General features: G+C 59.1%; 13 protein-coding genes. 6 read left to right on the forward strand and 7 right to left on the reverse strand.

The annotated features are described in order from the left end of the window. Nucleotides 1–43 precede the first annotated feature (43 nt). Together HU718_RS29515 and glnK are read right to left on the reverse strand one after the other, a co-directional pair. Nucleotides 44–1,381 (reverse strand): ammonium transporter, encoded by a 1,338-nt coding sequence (locus HU718_RS29515; RefSeq protein WP_186613365.1) that lies wholly within the window; start codon nt 1,379–1,381, stop codon nt 44–46. 38 nt (nt 1,382–1,419) lie between these two features. Continuing rightward, nucleotides 1,420–1,758, reverse strand: coding sequence for a P-II family nitrogen regulator (gene glnK / locus HU718_RS29520; RefSeq protein WP_002555808.1), 339 nt, complete (start codon nt 1,756–1,758; stop codon nt 1,420–1,422). Nucleotides 1,759–2,172: 414 nt separating this feature from the next. On the opposite strand from glnK, the gene HU718_RS29525 reads away from it, so the two are divergent. Continuing rightward, on the forward strand, nt 2,173–2,433 hold the full coding sequence (locus HU718_RS29525; RefSeq protein ID WP_007920416.1) for an accessory factor UbiK family protein: 261 nt from the start codon (nt 2,173–2,175) through the stop codon (nt 2,431–2,433). A gap of 359 nt (nt 2,434–2,792) precedes the next feature. Next, nucleotides 2,793–3,320 carry a BRO-N domain-containing protein gene (locus tag HU718_RS29530; RefSeq protein WP_186613363.1) on the forward strand — a complete coding sequence of 176 codons (528 nt, stop codon included), beginning with the start codon at nt 2,793–2,795 and terminating at the stop codon, nt 3,318–3,320. On the opposite strand, the gene HU718_RS29535 is transcribed toward HU718_RS29530, so the two are convergent. Beyond that, nucleotides 3,315–3,584, reverse strand: coding sequence for a HigA family addiction module antitoxin (locus tag HU718_RS29535; RefSeq protein WP_102901437.1), 270 nt, complete (start codon nt 3,582–3,584; stop codon nt 3,315–3,317). The genes HU718_RS29530 and HU718_RS29535 overlap by 6 nt on opposite strands. Nucleotides 3,585–4,412: 828 nt before the next feature. Between HU718_RS29535 and HU718_RS29540 the strand changes: the two genes are divergently transcribed. The 3 genes from HU718_RS29540 to HU718_RS29550 all read left to right on the forward strand — a co-directional run bounded on the left by HU718_RS29540 (nt 4,413) and on the right by HU718_RS29550 (nt 6,818). Further along, nucleotides 4,413–4,946 carry an N-acetyltransferase gene (locus tag HU718_RS29540; RefSeq protein WP_186613361.1) on the forward strand — a complete coding sequence of 178 codons (534 nt, stop codon included), beginning with the start codon at nt 4,413–4,415 and terminating at the stop codon, nt 4,944–4,946. Between the two features lie 34 nt (nt 4,947–4,980). Next, nucleotides 4,981–5,151: a hypothetical protein gene (locus tag HU718_RS29545; RefSeq protein WP_171057229.1), complete on the forward strand. Its 171-nt coding sequence runs from the start codon at nt 4,981–4,983 to the stop codon at nt 5,149–5,151. A gap of 173 nt (nt 5,152–5,324) precedes the next feature. Then, on the forward strand, nt 5,325–6,818 hold the full coding sequence (locus tag HU718_RS29550; RefSeq protein WP_186613359.1) for a YifB family Mg chelatase-like AAA ATPase: 1,494 nt from the start codon (nt 5,325–5,327) through the stop codon (nt 6,816–6,818). Here HU718_RS29550 and HU718_RS29555 read toward each other — a convergent pair. From HU718_RS29555 to HU718_RS29565, 3 genes are all read right to left on the reverse strand, one after another. Then, the gene (locus tag HU718_RS29555) at nt 6,815–8,029 is read right to left on the reverse strand and encodes an aldose 1-epimerase family protein (protein ID WP_186613357.1); all 1,215 of its coding nucleotides are present in this window, start codon (nt 8,027–8,029) and stop codon (nt 6,815–6,817) included. The two genes, HU718_RS29550 and HU718_RS29555, sit on opposite strands and share 4 nt — an antisense overlap. Nucleotides 8,030–8,248: 219 nt before the next feature. Continuing rightward, entirely contained in the window at nt 8,249–10,225 is a 1,977-nt protein-coding gene (locus HU718_RS29560; RefSeq protein WP_150706286.1) for a methyl-accepting chemotaxis protein, read from the reverse strand. A 182-nt stretch (nt 10,226–10,407) separates the two neighbouring features. Then, nucleotides 10,408–11,328 carry a LysR substrate-binding domain-containing protein gene (locus HU718_RS29565; RefSeq protein WP_186613355.1) on the reverse strand — a complete coding sequence of 307 codons (921 nt, stop codon included), beginning with the start codon at nt 11,326–11,328 and terminating at the stop codon, nt 10,408–10,410. 159 nt (nt 11,329–11,487) lie between these two features. On the opposite strand from HU718_RS29565, the gene HU718_RS29570 reads away from it, so the two are divergent. Then, a complete protein-coding gene (locus tag HU718_RS29570) occupies nt 11,488–12,885 on the forward strand; it encodes a NorM family multidrug efflux MATE transporter (protein ID WP_186613353.1) in 1,398 nt (465 codons plus the stop codon). Between the two features lie 107 nt (nt 12,886–12,992). On the opposite strand, the gene HU718_RS29575 is transcribed toward HU718_RS29570, so the two are convergent. Continuing rightward, the gene (locus HU718_RS29575) at nt 12,993–14,666 is read right to left on the reverse strand and encodes a putative bifunctional diguanylate cyclase/phosphodiesterase (protein ID WP_016985835.1); all 1,674 of its coding nucleotides are present in this window, start codon (nt 14,664–14,666) and stop codon (nt 12,993–12,995) included. Nucleotides 14,667–14,928: the final 262 nt, after the last annotated feature.

Below are 14,928 nucleotides of genomic sequence, written 5' to 3' on the forward strand. Positions count from 1 at the left end.
AAAAAATGCCCGGCGAACCGGGCAAGTTTTTTAATGCGCGTACTTACAGGTTGTAGCCGCGTTCGTTGTGTTGTGCCAGATCGAGGCCAACCGACTCTTCTTCCTCGGTCACACGCAGACCCATGACGGCGTCCAGGACCTTGAGGATGATGAAGGTGACGATCGCGGTGTAGATCACCGTGAAGCCAACGCCTTTGACCTGAATCCAGACCTGCGCGCCGATATCGGTAACGGTGCCGAAACCACCCAAAGCAGGTGCAGCGAACACACCAGTGAGGATTGCGCCGAGGATACCGCCGATACCGTGTACGCCAAATGCGTCGAGGGAATCGTCATAACCGAGTTTGCGTTTCAGGGTGGTGGCGCAGAAGAAGCACACCACGCCCGCCGCCAGACCGATCACCAGTGCGCCCATCGGGCCCACGGTGCCGGCAGCCGGAGTGATCGCTACCAGACCGGCAACCACACCCGAAGCGATGCCCAGCGCGCTTGGCTTGCCGTGGGTGACCCACTCGGCAAACATCCAGCCCAGTGCAGCAGCAGCGGTCGCGATCTGGGTGACCAGCATCGCCATGCCGGCGGTGCCGTTGGCCGCTGCAGCGGAACCGGCGTTGAAGCCGAACCAGCCGACCCACAGCATCGCCGCGCCCATCAGGGTGTAACCGAGGTTGTGCGGGGCCATCGGGGTGGTCGGGAAGCCTTTACGCTTGCCCAATACCAGGCAGGCAATCAGACCGGCGACACCGGCGTTGATGTGCACCACGGTGCCGCCCGCGAAGTCGAGCACGCCCCAGTCCCACATCAGGCCGCCGTTGCCGGACCAGACCATGTGCGCGATCGGTGCATAAACCAGGGTGAACCAGATAGCCATGAAGATCAGCATCGCGGAGAACTTCATCCGCTCGGCGAACGCACCGACGATCAGCGCCGGGGTGATGATCGCGAAGGTCATCTGGAAGGTGATGAATACCGCCTCAGGGAACAGCGCCGCAGGACCAGTCAGGCTCGAAGGCGTGACACCGGCGAGGAACGCCTTGCCCATGCCGCCGAAGAACGAGTTGAAATTGACGACGCCCTGCTCCATGCCGGTGGTGTCGAACGCAATGCTGTAGCCATAAATGACCCACAGGATGCTGATCAGACCGGTAATGGCGAAGCACTGCATCATCACGGAAAGAATGTTTTTCGAGCGAACCATGCCGCCGTAGAACAGCGCCAGGCCGGGGATGGTCATGAACAGCACAAGTGCCGTTGAGGTGAGCATCCAGGCAGTGTCGCCAGAATTGAGGACTGGGGCCGCCACTTCGTCTGCCGCCATAGCAAGGCCGGGCATTACGATAGACAACAGGGCTCCTAGCCCTGCGAATTTACGCAGAGTCATATTGTTTTCTCCTGGGGCGTTGGGGTTTGTGGCGGCGCTTAGATCGCGTCGGTATCGGTTTCGCCGGTACGGATGCGAATCGCCTGTTCCAGATTGACCACGAAGATCTTGCCGTCACCGATCTTGCCGGTGTTGGCCGCTTTGGTTATCGCCTCGATAACCCGATCCAGATCCTTGTCGTCGATGGCCACGTCGATTTTCACCTTGGGCAGAAAATCGACCACATATTCCGCGCCGCGATACAGCTCGGTGTGACCCTTCTGCCGGCCGAAGCCTTTGACTTCAGTAACGGTAATGCCCTGCACGCCGATTTCGGACAGCGACTCGCGCACGTCGTCCAACTTGAACGGCTTGATGATGGCAGTGACTAGCTTCATGAAAACTCTCTCCCGAATTGGTGGACTTGCCCCAGGAAAACAAACCCGACTCAAGTCTAAGCGCAGTGCCTGGCTTTGTAACGCATCGTCGGGCTTACCTGCCCGACTGACGCCAGCTAACCGCTGCTGACGAAACTCCCCGCTTCGTCTGCCGCACTGCATTCGTCACAGCGACTGCATCAGTGCATGGGTCGAAGGTGACTAAGCAGAAACCTTGCCATCTCGCCAAAATCCCCTGATTTCAATCCCTTGGCCGCTGCCGCAAGCCATCCCGTGCAAAAGGCCCTGCGGATACGCACAACAACGGTGCGTCGCCGTCCGTCCGCCTGCGCGAAAAGCGTGCATCCCTGACCACGAGATTGACTATAGACACTGCGTGATACACTGCCGGCCATTGTTTCCAGGACATCCACCATGCTCGCGCCCAAAGACTTCCTCGACGCCCTGAGCGGCACCGCCTCCCGCCTCTTCAGCGGCGACACCCCGCTGCCGAAAGCCGAAATCGAAAGCCAGTTCAAGATGCTGCTGCAGAGTGCCTTCAGCAAACTCGACCTGGTCAGCCGCGAAGAATTCGACAGCCAGATGGTCGTACTGGCCCGCACTCGCGCCCGCCTCGAAAGCCTCGAAGCCAAAGTCGCCGAGATGGAAGCCAAGCTGACACCGCCCGCTGAATAATCCGCGCCCCCTGTAGGAGCTGCCGAAGGCTGCGATCTTTTGATCCTCAGCCCTTCAACCATCCCGGCAACGTCCTACAACCTGCACCACCGCCGTCCGATTGCGCCGAAAAGCCCAGGTTTCTAAGCTCACCCGATGCTGAAAGTTCAGCACCGGGTTTGGCGACCCGAACAGCTTAAGGCGCACGACAACCATGATGGCGGCTACATTTACCGCCACATCGTTTCATGGCGGTTGTGCGTGGGAGACCTTCGGGTCTGCCGGGTTCCTTTTGCTCCGGTTCGCCAACCCGCGTACAACTGCCACCCAATCGTTTGGCGACGATTGAGGGCAGCCCCTTAAGCAAGAGGAACTGCTCAATGAATCAAGAAGAGACTTATCTGACCCCGCACATCTTTACCCGCCACAAACTCCCCCTCCACGCCCTCCTCATCCAGAACCAACCCTGGTTCTGCGCCCGAGACCTGAGTCGCCTGCTACACATCTACCTCAACGAACGCATGCTGCGAAAACTCGACCCCGACCAATACCAGACCCGCAAAACCCTGATCCACAATCAAATCGAAAACACCCTGCTGATCAGCGAATCCGGCATCTACGCCCTCCTCGTCTACCACTACTGCCCCGAATACCGTGCGCTACGCGAATGGCTCACCCACCAGGTCATCCCCACCCTGCGCGACGCCCAACACCCCACCACAAGCGAACGTCCACACCTCAGCTTGCTCAGTTGGCCGGACATGACGTTGAGTTTGTTGCACTGGAATAACCAGCCGTGGATACGGCTGCAGGATGTGCCGTTGATGGTGGTGGAACGGGAACAGACCAAGCGCCCAATGACGGGGCCATGGTGGAAAAGAGCTTCGCGGATGCTGCAATCGCTATAAACCCGCATGCCGGAACTGGGCTCTGCGCAAATCGTAAGTCGATTGGAGATTCATCCAGAACTCAGGCGTAGTGTTGAGATGAATGGCAAGGCTGATTGCCAGATCGGCGCAGATCCTGAGCTGGCATTTCACAAGCTTTTCGATCTCACTTTCGGGCCAGTTCGTGGGCATGGCCAGATCCATGACAGTCATGCCCAACGGCTCCATGAATTCCTTATTCAAAACCTCGCCCGGATGAATCGGGCGCATACCATTGCGATCCATTTTTCGCCTCCAGAGGCTGCGTTGAGTGGCCAAACTGGAACATCCGACTCCCGGATACAAGACCTTCACCCCCCTTTCGCCGGCGTCCTACAACTATTAGGGCATGGCCCTACAAACATCAGCGTCTGCACCCAGTTACGCAGCCCTTACGCATGTCATTACATTGGCAAACGAAATATGCCCGTCAAGATGGAGGTATCTGTGAAAGATAAGAAGAGGAAAGAAAAGCTATTTCAAATTGTTGATTTGCACCTCGAAGCACTCCGTTTGGCTGGGAATATGTCAGCCAACCAACGGCGATTTATTGAAGTTGCTGTTACATGTGGGCCAGCGCTTGAGCCCAGCGGCGCGCTGGCCGGTAGAAGGTCCTGAGTGAAAAATAAAAAAGGCGTCCATAGGACGCCTTTTTTTGTTCGGAGGAATAGTCGCAGCGATTCTTTAGCTCCTGGCTTTACGGCCTTGGGTTCAGAATCCGACAGGCTAGCCCGTCGTCACTACTTCAGAGAAACCAGCTTTCTCTGCTGCCAAAAATGCGGGGGAGCTTTGCTGGTGCCCAGTCCCGACGAATGCGCAGTTGCAGTCCTCGAGCGTGAGGATCCTTCAGTACCGCTCAGGAGTCAAAGCTCATTTACGATCGAGAGCAGCGCAAAACCCTCATCCATGCCGGTATAAAGTATTGCCTCTCCGCCCTCTCACACCCTGAACTGCCATCTCCAACGTCCTTCACTAACGCAAGCACAGTCCTACGAGGACCGTCCCCTACGTCTGATTACGTAAGCATCAATGCCTTCGATATCGTCTGCATATTGATCCCGACAGAACAAGACGATGCGAAGAAAAGGCAAAGGTACCGAGCTTCGAAATCAGACACTCAAATCTGAATCGCGCAAACTTGCACATCAAACAATGTCCATGGACCCAGAAGCCCTGGCAGCTGGAGTTGATACCCTATCACTCAGGATCGATCCGATTACTCCAGTAGCAATCAACGCATTCCACCAGTGGACCGGCCCCGTTGGGTATCCCTGGGACGCTGTTTTGGACTGGAAGACCAAAGATGCAAAAGGGCTGGACTTGGCGTTTTGGTACGAAGAAGAACTGTGCGGACTGTGCTACGCAACGCCGCGAAGAAGCACGATCTGCGTGAAAATCGTTTTACAGGGACACACATGCAAGACGAATACCTTGCGGGGCTGGATCGCGCCGATGGCATTGCTGACAACAGAGTTCTACGCCCGGAAGCTGGGGTGCACGCAAATCGAAGTACAAGAGCCAGACTCAGGCGCCATTCCTTACTATCAAACGCTGGGATTTTATTTTGATACAACCGGTCGCCTTGTCTTTCCATTGGACGACCAATAAGATCGAATCAAGCATCCCGGCACGTGAGGTGTTTATGAAGCAGAAGAAGCAGAAAACCCAACCGGCACGGGTGTCCAAACCGGGTACCGAGGCACTCGGTTTGCCGGACAGAGTTTCAGCCAGTCAGCGACATTTTTTGAAAGTGGCCGCGACCTATGGCAAGGAAATGGAGCCCGACGGTTGGCTCGCCGGTGGTGGAACCTGAGTACCGCAAAAATGACCGCCTAACAGGCGTTTTTTTTATACCTGCAGGTTATTGTCTCCTGCAACATCCGGTGAAAATTCGCTCATAGAACCCACCTACCAACATCCCCTCCCCCGACTACCCTTCAAAAAACCCGCAGGAAGCGGCTCCCCGATTCAGCTCAAGGAACGACCATGTCCCTCTCCATCGTCCACAGTCGCGCCCAGATAGGCGTGGAAGCCCCCGCTGTCACCGTCGAAGTCCATCTGGCCAACGGTCTGCCGTCGCTGACCATGGTCGGCCTGCCCGAGGCGGCGGTGAAGGAGAGCAAGGATCGGGTGCGCAGCGCGATCATCAATTCCGGGCTGCAGTTTCCGGCGCGGCGGATCACTTTGAATCTGGCGCCGGCGGATCTGCCAAAGGATGGCGGGCGGTTTGATCTGGCGATTGCCTTGGGGATTCTGTCGGCGAGTGTGCAAGTGCCGTGTCTGACGCTGGATGATGTGGAATGTCTGGGTGAGTTGGCGTTGTCCGGCGCCGTACGAGCGGTGCGTGGCGTGTTGCCGGCAGCACTTGCGGCGCGCAAGGCGGGTCGTGCGCTGGTGGTGCCGCGGGCGAATGCCGAGGAGGCGTGCCTGGCTTCGGGGTTGAAGGTGTTTGCGGTGGATCATTTGCTGGAGGCGGTGGCGCATTTCAATGGGCATACGCCGGTTGAGCCCTATGTATCAGACGGGTTGATGCATGCCAGCAAGCCTTATCCCGACTTGAATGAAGTGCAGGGGCAAGTGGCGGCGAAACGAGCGCTGCTGATTGCTGCTGCGGGCGCCCATAACTTGCTGTTCAGCGGGCCGCCTGGGACGGGTAAGACATTGTTGGCGAGTCGCCTGCCGGGGCTGTTGCCGCCGCTGGCCGAGAGTGAAGCGCTAGAGGTGGCGGCGATTCAGTCGGTCGCCAGTGGCGCGCCGCTGACCCATTGGCCGCAGCGTCCCTTTCGTCAACCGCACCACTCGGCATCCGGGCCAGCGCTGGTGGGTGGCAGTTCGAAACCGCAACCTGGTGAGATTACCCTCGCCCACCATGGCGTGCTGTTTCTCGATGAGCTGCCGGAGTTTGATCGCAAGGTATTGGAGGTTTTACGCGAGCCTTTGGAGTCAGGACATATCGTCATCGCCCGGGCCAAGGATCGCGTGCGCTTTCCGGCGCGATTCCAGCTTGTGGCAGCAATGAACCCCTGCCCCTGTGGATATCTTGGTGAGCCCAGCGGCAAGTGCTCGTGCACACCGGACATGGTGCAGCGCTATCGCAACAAGCTATCGGGGCCGTTGCTGGATCGGATTGATCTGCACCTGACGGTGGCGCGGGAGGCGACGGCGTTGAATCCGGCAATTAAACCCGGCGAGGACAGCGCCAGCGCCGCAGCACTGGTAGCCGAGGCTCGCGAACGACAGCAAAAGCGTCAAGGCTGCGCCAACGCGTTTCTCGATCTGCCAGGACTGAAAAAACACTGCAAGTTATCCACAGTCGATGAGAAATGGCTGGAATCAGCCTGTGAACGGCTGACGTTATCGCTGCGCTCAGCACACCGGCTACTCAAGGTCGCCCGCACTCTGGCAGACCTTGAGCAAGTCGATGCAATCAAACGCGAACACTTGGCCGAGGCGCTGCAATATCGGCCGGCGACACCTTAATGCTCGGTCAGATCCACCAACGGCGTCTGCCGCACTTCGGTCTCGCGCCCCGCCTGAATCTCGGTCACACGCTTCAAGGCCTTATCCACAGCACCTTTGTCCGCGAGCAGGCTGTAGCTGATCTGGAACTGTTTGTGTTCCTTGGGTGCGATGGTCGGCACCAGATTCAGCGGACGCTGATAGCGGCGGTTGTAAGAAAAACTGGTGCCCGGTTCCAGCCCCGTGACATAGCCCTGCCCTTGGGTGTCAGTGTTTTTCCACAGGGAAAACACCGGCAACTGCTGGGTATTGAAGCCAACAGAAACACCCAGGCTGCCGGCCTTGTTATGCAGAACAGTCAGGGTTTCGCCTTTGGCGTCGGCATAGGGCACGACGTTGTAGACGGTTTCGTCGTAGTCCTTGGTCGGTGCGCGGTAGGTCTGCCAGTCTGGCAAATCACCCTTGGCCTTGTCGTTGAACGGCGACACCTGTTTCACCGGAGCGGCAAATCGTGCGCCTTGCTCGAGGAACGGCGTACTGAAGTTGCTGTGATACAGCGCCTGGTATTCCTTCGGATAGTCGCCGTTGTTGGTCAGCGTATCGTTGAGTGCAAAGCGCACGCTGCCAGGCTCGGTGACCAGTTCCGTGACCACCGAAAAGTCGACTTTCTTGAAGGCTTGCTCTTTCAGCTCGCCGCGCAGACTGATGGCGTACGGTGGCTTTTCGTCGATGTGCAGCATGACGGTACTGGCCGGGATGTTGGCGGCGCGGCCGTGCAGGGTCAGCAGTTCGCCATTGTCCATGCCGGGATGGCCGACCCATTCGTACCCGCAGCGGGTCACCAGCTCGTTGAAACCTTCCAGCCAGCCCAGCCCACCGCGTCCGTTGAGTTCGATGAACGCCGGGTTGACCACGTCCTTGACCGGCGAATCCCACCCCATGCGCACATTGCCGACAGAGGCTTGCAAGACATTCATGCCTCGGGTTGGTACCACCGAGAGTTTCATCGTGCCGTTATCGATATCAACGATGCTGACACCTTCCTGCCGCCCACCGTGCAAGGTACGCAGGCTTACGGAGAAGGGTTTGTCGGTTTTCACACCGAGCTGTTCACTGGTGATGCTCCAGTTTTGTGCGGGCTTGTTGGTATCGAGAAGGACGTAATCCCAAGCCATGGCGTGGGAAGCAGCAGTGAAAGCGCCGAGGGCGACGGCGAGTTTGAGCGGGGTCATGGCAGCAGCCTTTATTGGAGTTGTGCCATTTTTATAGCGCTGCGGAAACGTTTCAGCAAGTGTATTAGATCGACAGATCGCATGTTCTGCCGAAGATCTTCATTGATGCAATCGCGAGCAGGCTCGCTCCCACAGGGGATCCGGGTCTTCACAAAATCTGTGAATCACACCGAACACTGTGGGAGCGAGCTTGCTCGCGAAAGCTATATCAAGGCTGTATCAACGGAAGCGATCAACCTCGGAACGCAAATCCGCCGCCAGTTTCTCCAGCTCTTTAGCCGTAACAGCCAGGTTCGACACAACCTCACGCTGCTCACTGTTGGCCAACGCAATGCTCTGCAAATTACTGCTCAACAACGTCGCGGTGCTGCTCTGCTCCTGAGTCGCCGTGGTAATCGCGGCAAACTGTTGCCCCGCCGAACGGCTCTGCTCATCGATGCGAGCCAGCGCCGAGGCGACATTGGCGTTGCGCGACAAGCCTTCCTGCATCAGCACATTGCCCTGCTCCATGGTGCTGATCGCGTTGCCGGTTTCCTGCTGGATGCTGTGGATCATGCTGGAAATTTCATCGGTGGCCTGACGAGTACGCGAGGCCAGGCTGCGCACTTCATCGGCTACCACGGCAAAGCCGCGACCTTGTTCGCCGGCGCGGGCAGCTTCGATTGCTGCGTTAAGTGCCAGAAGGTTGGTTTGCTCGGCAATCGACGTAATCACACCGACGATGCCGCCAATTTCCTGCGAACGCTGACCGAGGGTGTTGATCACCGTTGCGGTGCTGTTCAGGGCGCCAGCGATTTGCTCCAGCGAGGACGACGCTTCTTCCATCGAGCTGCGGCCAATTTGGGTTTGCTGGGCATTTTCCTGTGCCAGACGCTGGGTTGCGCCCATGTTGTCGGCAATGTTCAGCGAGGTCGCGCTGAACTCTTCCACCGCACCCGCCATGCTAGTGATTTCGCCAGACTGCTGCTCCATGCCTTCGTAAGCACCACCGGACAGACCGGACAGGGCCTGGGCACGGCTGTTGACCTCTTCCGAAGAGCGGCGGATATGCTCGACCATGGTCGACAGCGCCTGGCTCATCTGGTTGAACGCGCGGGACAACTGACCGATTTCGTCATTGCTCGATACGTTCAGACGCACGCTCAGATCGCCAGCACCCAAAGCTTCGGCCTGACGCACCAGGTCACTCAGTGGCGCCAGTTTGCTGCGCAGCAGCCAGACCACCGAACCGACCGCCAACAGCATCGCCAACAGACTGCCGATCGCCAGTTGCGTACCGACGCTCCAGGTCACTGCACGGATTTCGGCTTTCGGCATGCTCGCCACCACCGACCACGGCCCGCCGTCGAAAGGTACGGCAACGCTGTAGAAATCCTCGGATTTGTCAGCCCAGAACTGACCTTTGCCCGGCGTCTTGGCCAGACCAGTGATCACCGGAATCGACTGATCCAGCGCCTGCACACTGGCTGGCGCGACCAGCCATTTGCTCTGCTCGTCGAGCAGCGCCAGCGAGCCGGTCTGACCGATGCGGAAACGCTTGAGGTTGTCGAACTGGGCGTTCTGCGCGTCGGTGTAATCGAAACCGACGAACAGCACCGCAATCACCTTGCCGCTGCCATCGCGCACCGGGGTGTATTGGGTCATGTAGGAGCGCTCGAACAACAAGGCGCGACCGACGTAGCTTTGTCCTGCCATCAGCTTCGCGTAGGCCGGGTGCGCGTGATCAAGCAAGGTGCCGATGGCGCGAGTGCCGTCCTGTTTGGTCAGCGAGGTGCTGACCCGTACGAAGTCTTCGCCGCTGCGCACAAACAACGTGGCGACGCCGGCAGTCATTTGCTTGAACTCGTCGACTTCCTTGAAGTTGTTGTTCAACACTTCGCTGCCCAGGTGCAGGCCCGGGGTCTGGGTGCCGGCGACTGTCACCGGTTCACTCGGGTGAATGCTCAGACCCGCGCTGAAGCGCTTCTCGAACAACCCGCTCAGGCGCTGGGTGCTTTCACGCAGCGTGCCGTGAAAGGTGCTCAGTTGGTCGGCCAGCAGCCGCGCCTCACTGGCCAGATGCTCTTCACGGGTAGCGAGGTTGGCGGAATCCAGCGAACGCAGGGCGAACACCGTACTGCCACTGATGACTATCGCCAGTATCACGGCGAGGGCGAGGCCTAACTGTGAGGCGATCCGAGCGCGAGGTTGAGACATGACAGCTCCTGGCCGAACTTTCCGATCCTCCTTGATCGCAGCTCGGATAATTTTTAATAGTGGGGGTGAATCGTGGATACCGGCACGACGGTTCCACATGCACGTATTCGGCGGTAAAGCGGAATACTTGAGCGAGCAGCAGGGTTATGGCACAAGGCCGCCATTGTGGCGGCTCGAACGTTTCAGCTCAAGCGTGTTACAGCCGGAAGTTCCATGGCGCGGACTTCGCCTTGCAGGAAGTCGCTGAGGCGGCGCAAACGTTCACCTCCCGGACGGGTTTTTGGCCACACCAGGTAATAATTCAGTCCGCTGGCGACGGCCGTCGGCCACGGCAAGCTCAGTCGTCCCTGCGCCACATCTTCGGCGACCATCAACAGGTCGCCCATCGACACACCATAACCGCGCGCCGCGGCGATCATCCCTAACTCGAGGGTATCGAACACCTGTCCGCCCTTGAGCGACACCTGATCGGACAGCCCCATGTGCTCCAGCCAACTGCGCCAGTCACGACGATCCGGGGTCGGGTGGAGTAATTCGGTGGACGCCAGCCGGGCCAAATCCCATGGCTGATCATTCAGCAGGTTTGGCGCACCCACCGGAATCAGTTCTTCGGGAAATAACAGGCTCGCCTCCCAGTCCGGTGGAAAATGCCCGTCACTCAACAGCACAGCGCAATCAAAAGGCTCATCGTTGAAGTCCACCGAATCCACATCCATCCAGGCGCTGGTCAGTTGCACTTCGTTGCCCGGTTGCAAATGGCGGAAGCGACTGAGCCGCGCCAACAGCCAGCGCATGGTCAGGGTTGACGGGGCCTTCATGCGCAAGATGTCGTCCTCGGCGCGCAAGGTATTACAGGCCCGCTCAAGTGCCCCAAACCCTTCGCGGATTCCCGGCAACAGTAACCGCGCCGCTTCGGTCAGCTGCAGATTGCGCCCGCTGCGATGAAACAGCCGACAGGCGAAGTGATCTTCCAGGGTGCGAATATGCCGACTCACTGCACTTTGGGTAATCGACAGTTCCTCGGCAGCCCGGGTGAACGAACTGTGTCGCGCCGCCGCTTCAAATGCGCGCAGGGCATACAAGGGAGGAAGACGACGAGACATGCAGAAAGCTCCTACAGCGGGATGCAGCCGACGTGAAAGAATGTGTTCAAGATGAGTTTTAATCATGCCACCCATCCTTTTTATCCCTTTGTGCAAAGCCTGCCAAGCGCCGAGAATCCTCGATCTCCTGTTCCCTCTGAAAATCGAGTGGTGATGACCATGCAGCATCCTGTGCGTACTGAACTCTGGGCCATTCTGCGGCTGTCGGGGCCGTTGATTGCTTCACAGTTGGCGCACATGTTGATGGTGCTGACCGACACCCTGATGATGGCGCGCATCAGCCCCGAAGCACTGGCCGGCGGCGGTCTGGGCGCGGCGAGCTATTCGTTCGTGTCGATCTTCTGCATCGGCGTGATCGCAGCCGTCGGCACGCTGGTGGCGATCCGCCAAGGCGCAGGCGACATTCTGGGCGCTGCACGCCTGACCCAAGCAGGGTTGTGGCTGGCGTGGCTAATGGCGCTGGGCGCCGGTTTATTGCTGTGGAATCTGAGACCGGTGTTGTTGCTGTTCGGCCAGACCGAAACCAACGTCAACGCTGCCGGGCAATTCCTGATCGCCCTGCCCTTCGCCCTGCCCGGCTACCTGAGCTTCATGGCCCTGCGCGGCTTCACCAGCGCAATTGGCCGGGCGACACCGGTGATGGTCATCAGCCTCGGCGGCACAGTGGCTAACTTTCTGCTCAATTACGCGCTGATTACCGGCATGTTCGGCCTGCCGAAACTGGGGTTGATGGGGATCGGGCTGGTCACAGCGATTGTCGCCAACTGCATGGCGCTGGTGCTGGCTTGGCATATTCGCCGGCATCCAGCCTACGACGCTTATCCGTTGCGCGCGGGCCTGTCGCGGCCCAATCGGCAATATCTGAAGGAACTGTGGCGCCTCGGCCTGCCGATTGGCGGCACCTACGCGGTGGAAGTCGGGCTGTTTGCCTTTGCAGCGCTGTGTATGGGCACCATGGGCAGCACGCAAATGGGCGCGCACCAGATTGCCCTGCAGATCGTTTCGGTAGCGTTCATGGTGCCAGCCGGTATGTCGTATGCGATCACCATGCGTATCGGCCAGCATTACGGCGCCGGTCAGTTGCTGGATGCACGCATGTCGGGCCGGGTCGGCATCGCGTTCGGCGCGGTGGTGATGCTGGCGTTTGCCATGGTGTTCTGGCTGTTGCCGAATCAGTTGGTCGGCTTGTTCCTCGACCATAACGATCCGGCGTTTGCCGAGGTGATCCGCCTCGCGGTGAGCCTGCTGGCCGTGGCGGCGTGGTTTGAGTTGTTCGACGGCACGCAGACGATTGCCATGGGCTGCATTCGTGGGCTCAAGGATGCGAAAACCACGTTCCTCGTCGGGCTCGCCTGCTATTGGCTGATCGGTGCGCCGGCGGCGTGGTGGATGGCGTTCCACCTCAACTGGGGGCCGACGGGCGTCTGGTGGGGATTGGCGTTGGGGTTGGCGTGTGCGGCGGTGAGTTTGACGCTGGCGTTTGAATGGAAGATGAAGCGGATGATTCGGCTGGAGCCTGCGTCATCAAGTCAGTTCACTGTCCCGCAGACCGACTGAGATCCCTTGTAGGAGTGAGCCTGCTCGCGATAGCGGTGTGTCAGACAACTCATCATTTCTGACACACCGCTATCGCGAGCAGGCTCACTCCTACAGGGGTTATGCGTTTAACTGACGATTTCGAGGGCTGGCTGCTGGCTTGAGCCGAAAGTTAGATATTCAACCAGTTCCGCCAACGGCAACGGCCGACTGATCAGATATCCCTGCACCTGATCGCAGCCAAACCCGCGCAACAGCTCCAGTTGCTCCGGCGTCTCAACCCCTTCCGCCACCACTTCCAGATGCAGGTTGTGCGCGAGATTGATCATCGCGTGCACCAGTTTGCGGTTCTCTTCGCGCTGCTCCATGCCACCGACAAAGCTCTTGTCGATTTTCAGCAAGGTGATCGGCAGGCTGTTGAGGTGCACGAACGAGGAAAACCCGGTGCCGAAGTCATCCAGCGAAAAGCGCACGCCGAGGCGACCAAGCGCATCCATGGTCTGCTTGACCAGATCGCTGCGGCGCATCACCGCGGTTTCGGTCAACTCGAATTCCAGCCATTGCGCCTCGACGCCGCGTTCGGCGATCAAGCGGCTCAATGTCGGTAACAACTGACTGTCCTGAAACTGGCGGAACGACAGGTTGATCGCCATGTGCAGCGCCGGCAATCCGCGTTCGCGCAGCGCCTGCATATCGCGCAGGGCCCGGGAAATCACCCAGTAACCCAACGGCACGATCAAACCACTCTGCTCGGCCAGTGGCACGAACTCGCTCGGCGGCAACAGGCCGCGCTCGCTGTGACGCCAACGTACCAACGCTTCGAGGCCGACAATCTGGCCGTCCTGCATGTTCAGACGGGGCTGGTAATGCAGCTCCAGCTCATCGCGGCGCAAAGCCCGGCGCAGCTCGCTTTCCAGATCAGCCATGCTCCGCGCATTGCGGTTGATGCGTTCGTTGAAGATATGAAAGGTGCAGCCCTGCGTACTCTTCGCCTGCTGCATGGCGATGTGCGCGTGCCACATCAACGGATCGGCACCGCCCTGCGCACGGGCATGGGCGATGCCGAGGCTGGAGCCGATCAGCAGGCTTTCGCCATCGACCCAATACGGTTCGGCGAGCGCTTCGGTGATGCGTTCGGCCATCCACTCGGCGCGCTGCGGCGCACGGCGGGTGTCGATCAGCAAAGCGAATTCATCGCTGCCCAGCCGCGCCAGTTGATCACCGGCCTCCAGCTGGCTTTTCAGCCGCGCGACCACTTGCAGGATCAAGCGGTCGCCGGCCTGATGGCCAAGCGCATCGTTGGCATGACGGAAGTTGTCGAGATCGAGATGCCCGAGAGCCAGGCCGCGACCATCGTTTTCCGCGAGGCGCGCGGCGAGCAAGGTCTGAAAACCCTGGCGATTGGCGATGCCGGTCAACGGATCCTGTTCGGCGAGGCGTTGCAGGGTGTTTTCGAGAACGCCGCGTTCGCGCACATGGCGCAGGCAACGGCGCAGCATGCCGGCGTCGAGAGCGTCGAACACCAGCCAGTCGCTGACGCCAACCGGTGCGGTGTCCGGTTCGTGTTCCAGCAGCAAGACCGTCGGCAGGCTGCAACGGCCCGGTGCCGGTTGCAATGCCGGAAGGGTCAACAACACCGCATTGCGGTTGTCTTCGAACAAACTGCTGACCGAGTCCCAGCTCGGCGCGCTGATCAGCACCGCCGCGCTCCCCATCGGAGCCAGACACTCGCGCAATAACGCTGTCCACGCTGGCTCTTCGGCCAGTAGCAGCAAACGCAAGGGTTCGACAGGCGTAGACAAGCTAGCTCCCTAGACTCTGCAATGATGTGGGCGGGGCATTATGCCGTTGCGCCGTTCAATGACCAAATGACAACGGTTATCAAAACGTTATTTTGTGTCACGAATGAGAACATTAGCCGCAAAATCACCGCGCATCCTCCGCGAAAGTAACAAAACCGGCAAATTTGAATCGCGTGGTACGTCACAAGTCGGAGAGAGCAGCACAAATCGCTGAGCCTGTTAAAATGCCGGCCCATTTCGTCAACGACTCCCGAATTTTCGT

The organism is Pseudomonas tensinigenes (assembly GCF_014268445.2).
GTDB lineage: Bacteria > Pseudomonadota > Gammaproteobacteria > Pseudomonadales > Pseudomonadaceae > Aquipseudomonas > Aquipseudomonas tensinigenes.

Bases quoted from the DNA above. Each gene is read 5' to 3' on its own strand.
- HU718_RS29535 (WP_102901437.1), bottom strand. From the start codon at position 3,584: ATGGATCGCAATGGTATGCGCCCGATTCATCCGGGCGAGGTTTTGAAT.
- HU718_RS29550 (WP_186613359.1), top strand. From the start codon at position 5,325: ATGTCCCTCTCCATCGTCCACAGTCGCGCCCAGATAGGCGTGGAAGCC.
- glnK (WP_002555808.1), bottom strand. From the start codon at position 1,758: ATGAAGCTAGTCACTGCCATCATCAAGCCGTTCAAGTTGGACGACGTG.
- HU718_RS29540 (WP_186613361.1), top strand. From the start codon at position 4,413: ATGCGAAGAAAAGGCAAAGGTACCGAGCTTCGAAATCAGACACTCAAA.
- HU718_RS29565 (WP_186613355.1), bottom strand. From the start codon at position 11,328: ATGTCTCGTCGTCTTCCTCCCTTGTATGCCCTGCGCGCATTTGAAGCG.
- HU718_RS29525 (WP_007920416.1), top strand. From the start codon at position 2,173: ATGCTCGCGCCCAAAGACTTCCTCGACGCCCTGAGCGGCACCGCCTCC.
- HU718_RS29530 (WP_186613363.1), top strand. From the start codon at position 2,793: ATGAATCAAGAAGAGACTTATCTGACCCCGCACATCTTTACCCGCCAC.
- HU718_RS29515 (WP_186613365.1), bottom strand. From the start codon at position 1,381: ATGACTCTGCGTAAATTCGCAGGGCTAGGAGCCCTGTTGTCTATCGTA.
- HU718_RS29555 (WP_186613357.1), bottom strand. From the start codon at position 8,029: ATGACCCCGCTCAAACTCGCCGTCGCCCTCGGCGCTTTCACTGCTGCT.
- HU718_RS29545 (WP_171057229.1), top strand. From the start codon at position 4,981: ATGAAGCAGAAGAAGCAGAAAACCCAACCGGCACGGGTGTCCAAACCG.
- HU718_RS29570 (WP_186613353.1), top strand. From the start codon at position 11,488: ATGCAGCATCCTGTGCGTACTGAACTCTGGGCCATTCTGCGGCTGTCG.
- HU718_RS29560 (WP_150706286.1), bottom strand. From the start codon at position 10,225: ATGTCTCAACCTCGCGCTCGGATCGCCTCACAGTTAGGCCTCGCCCTC.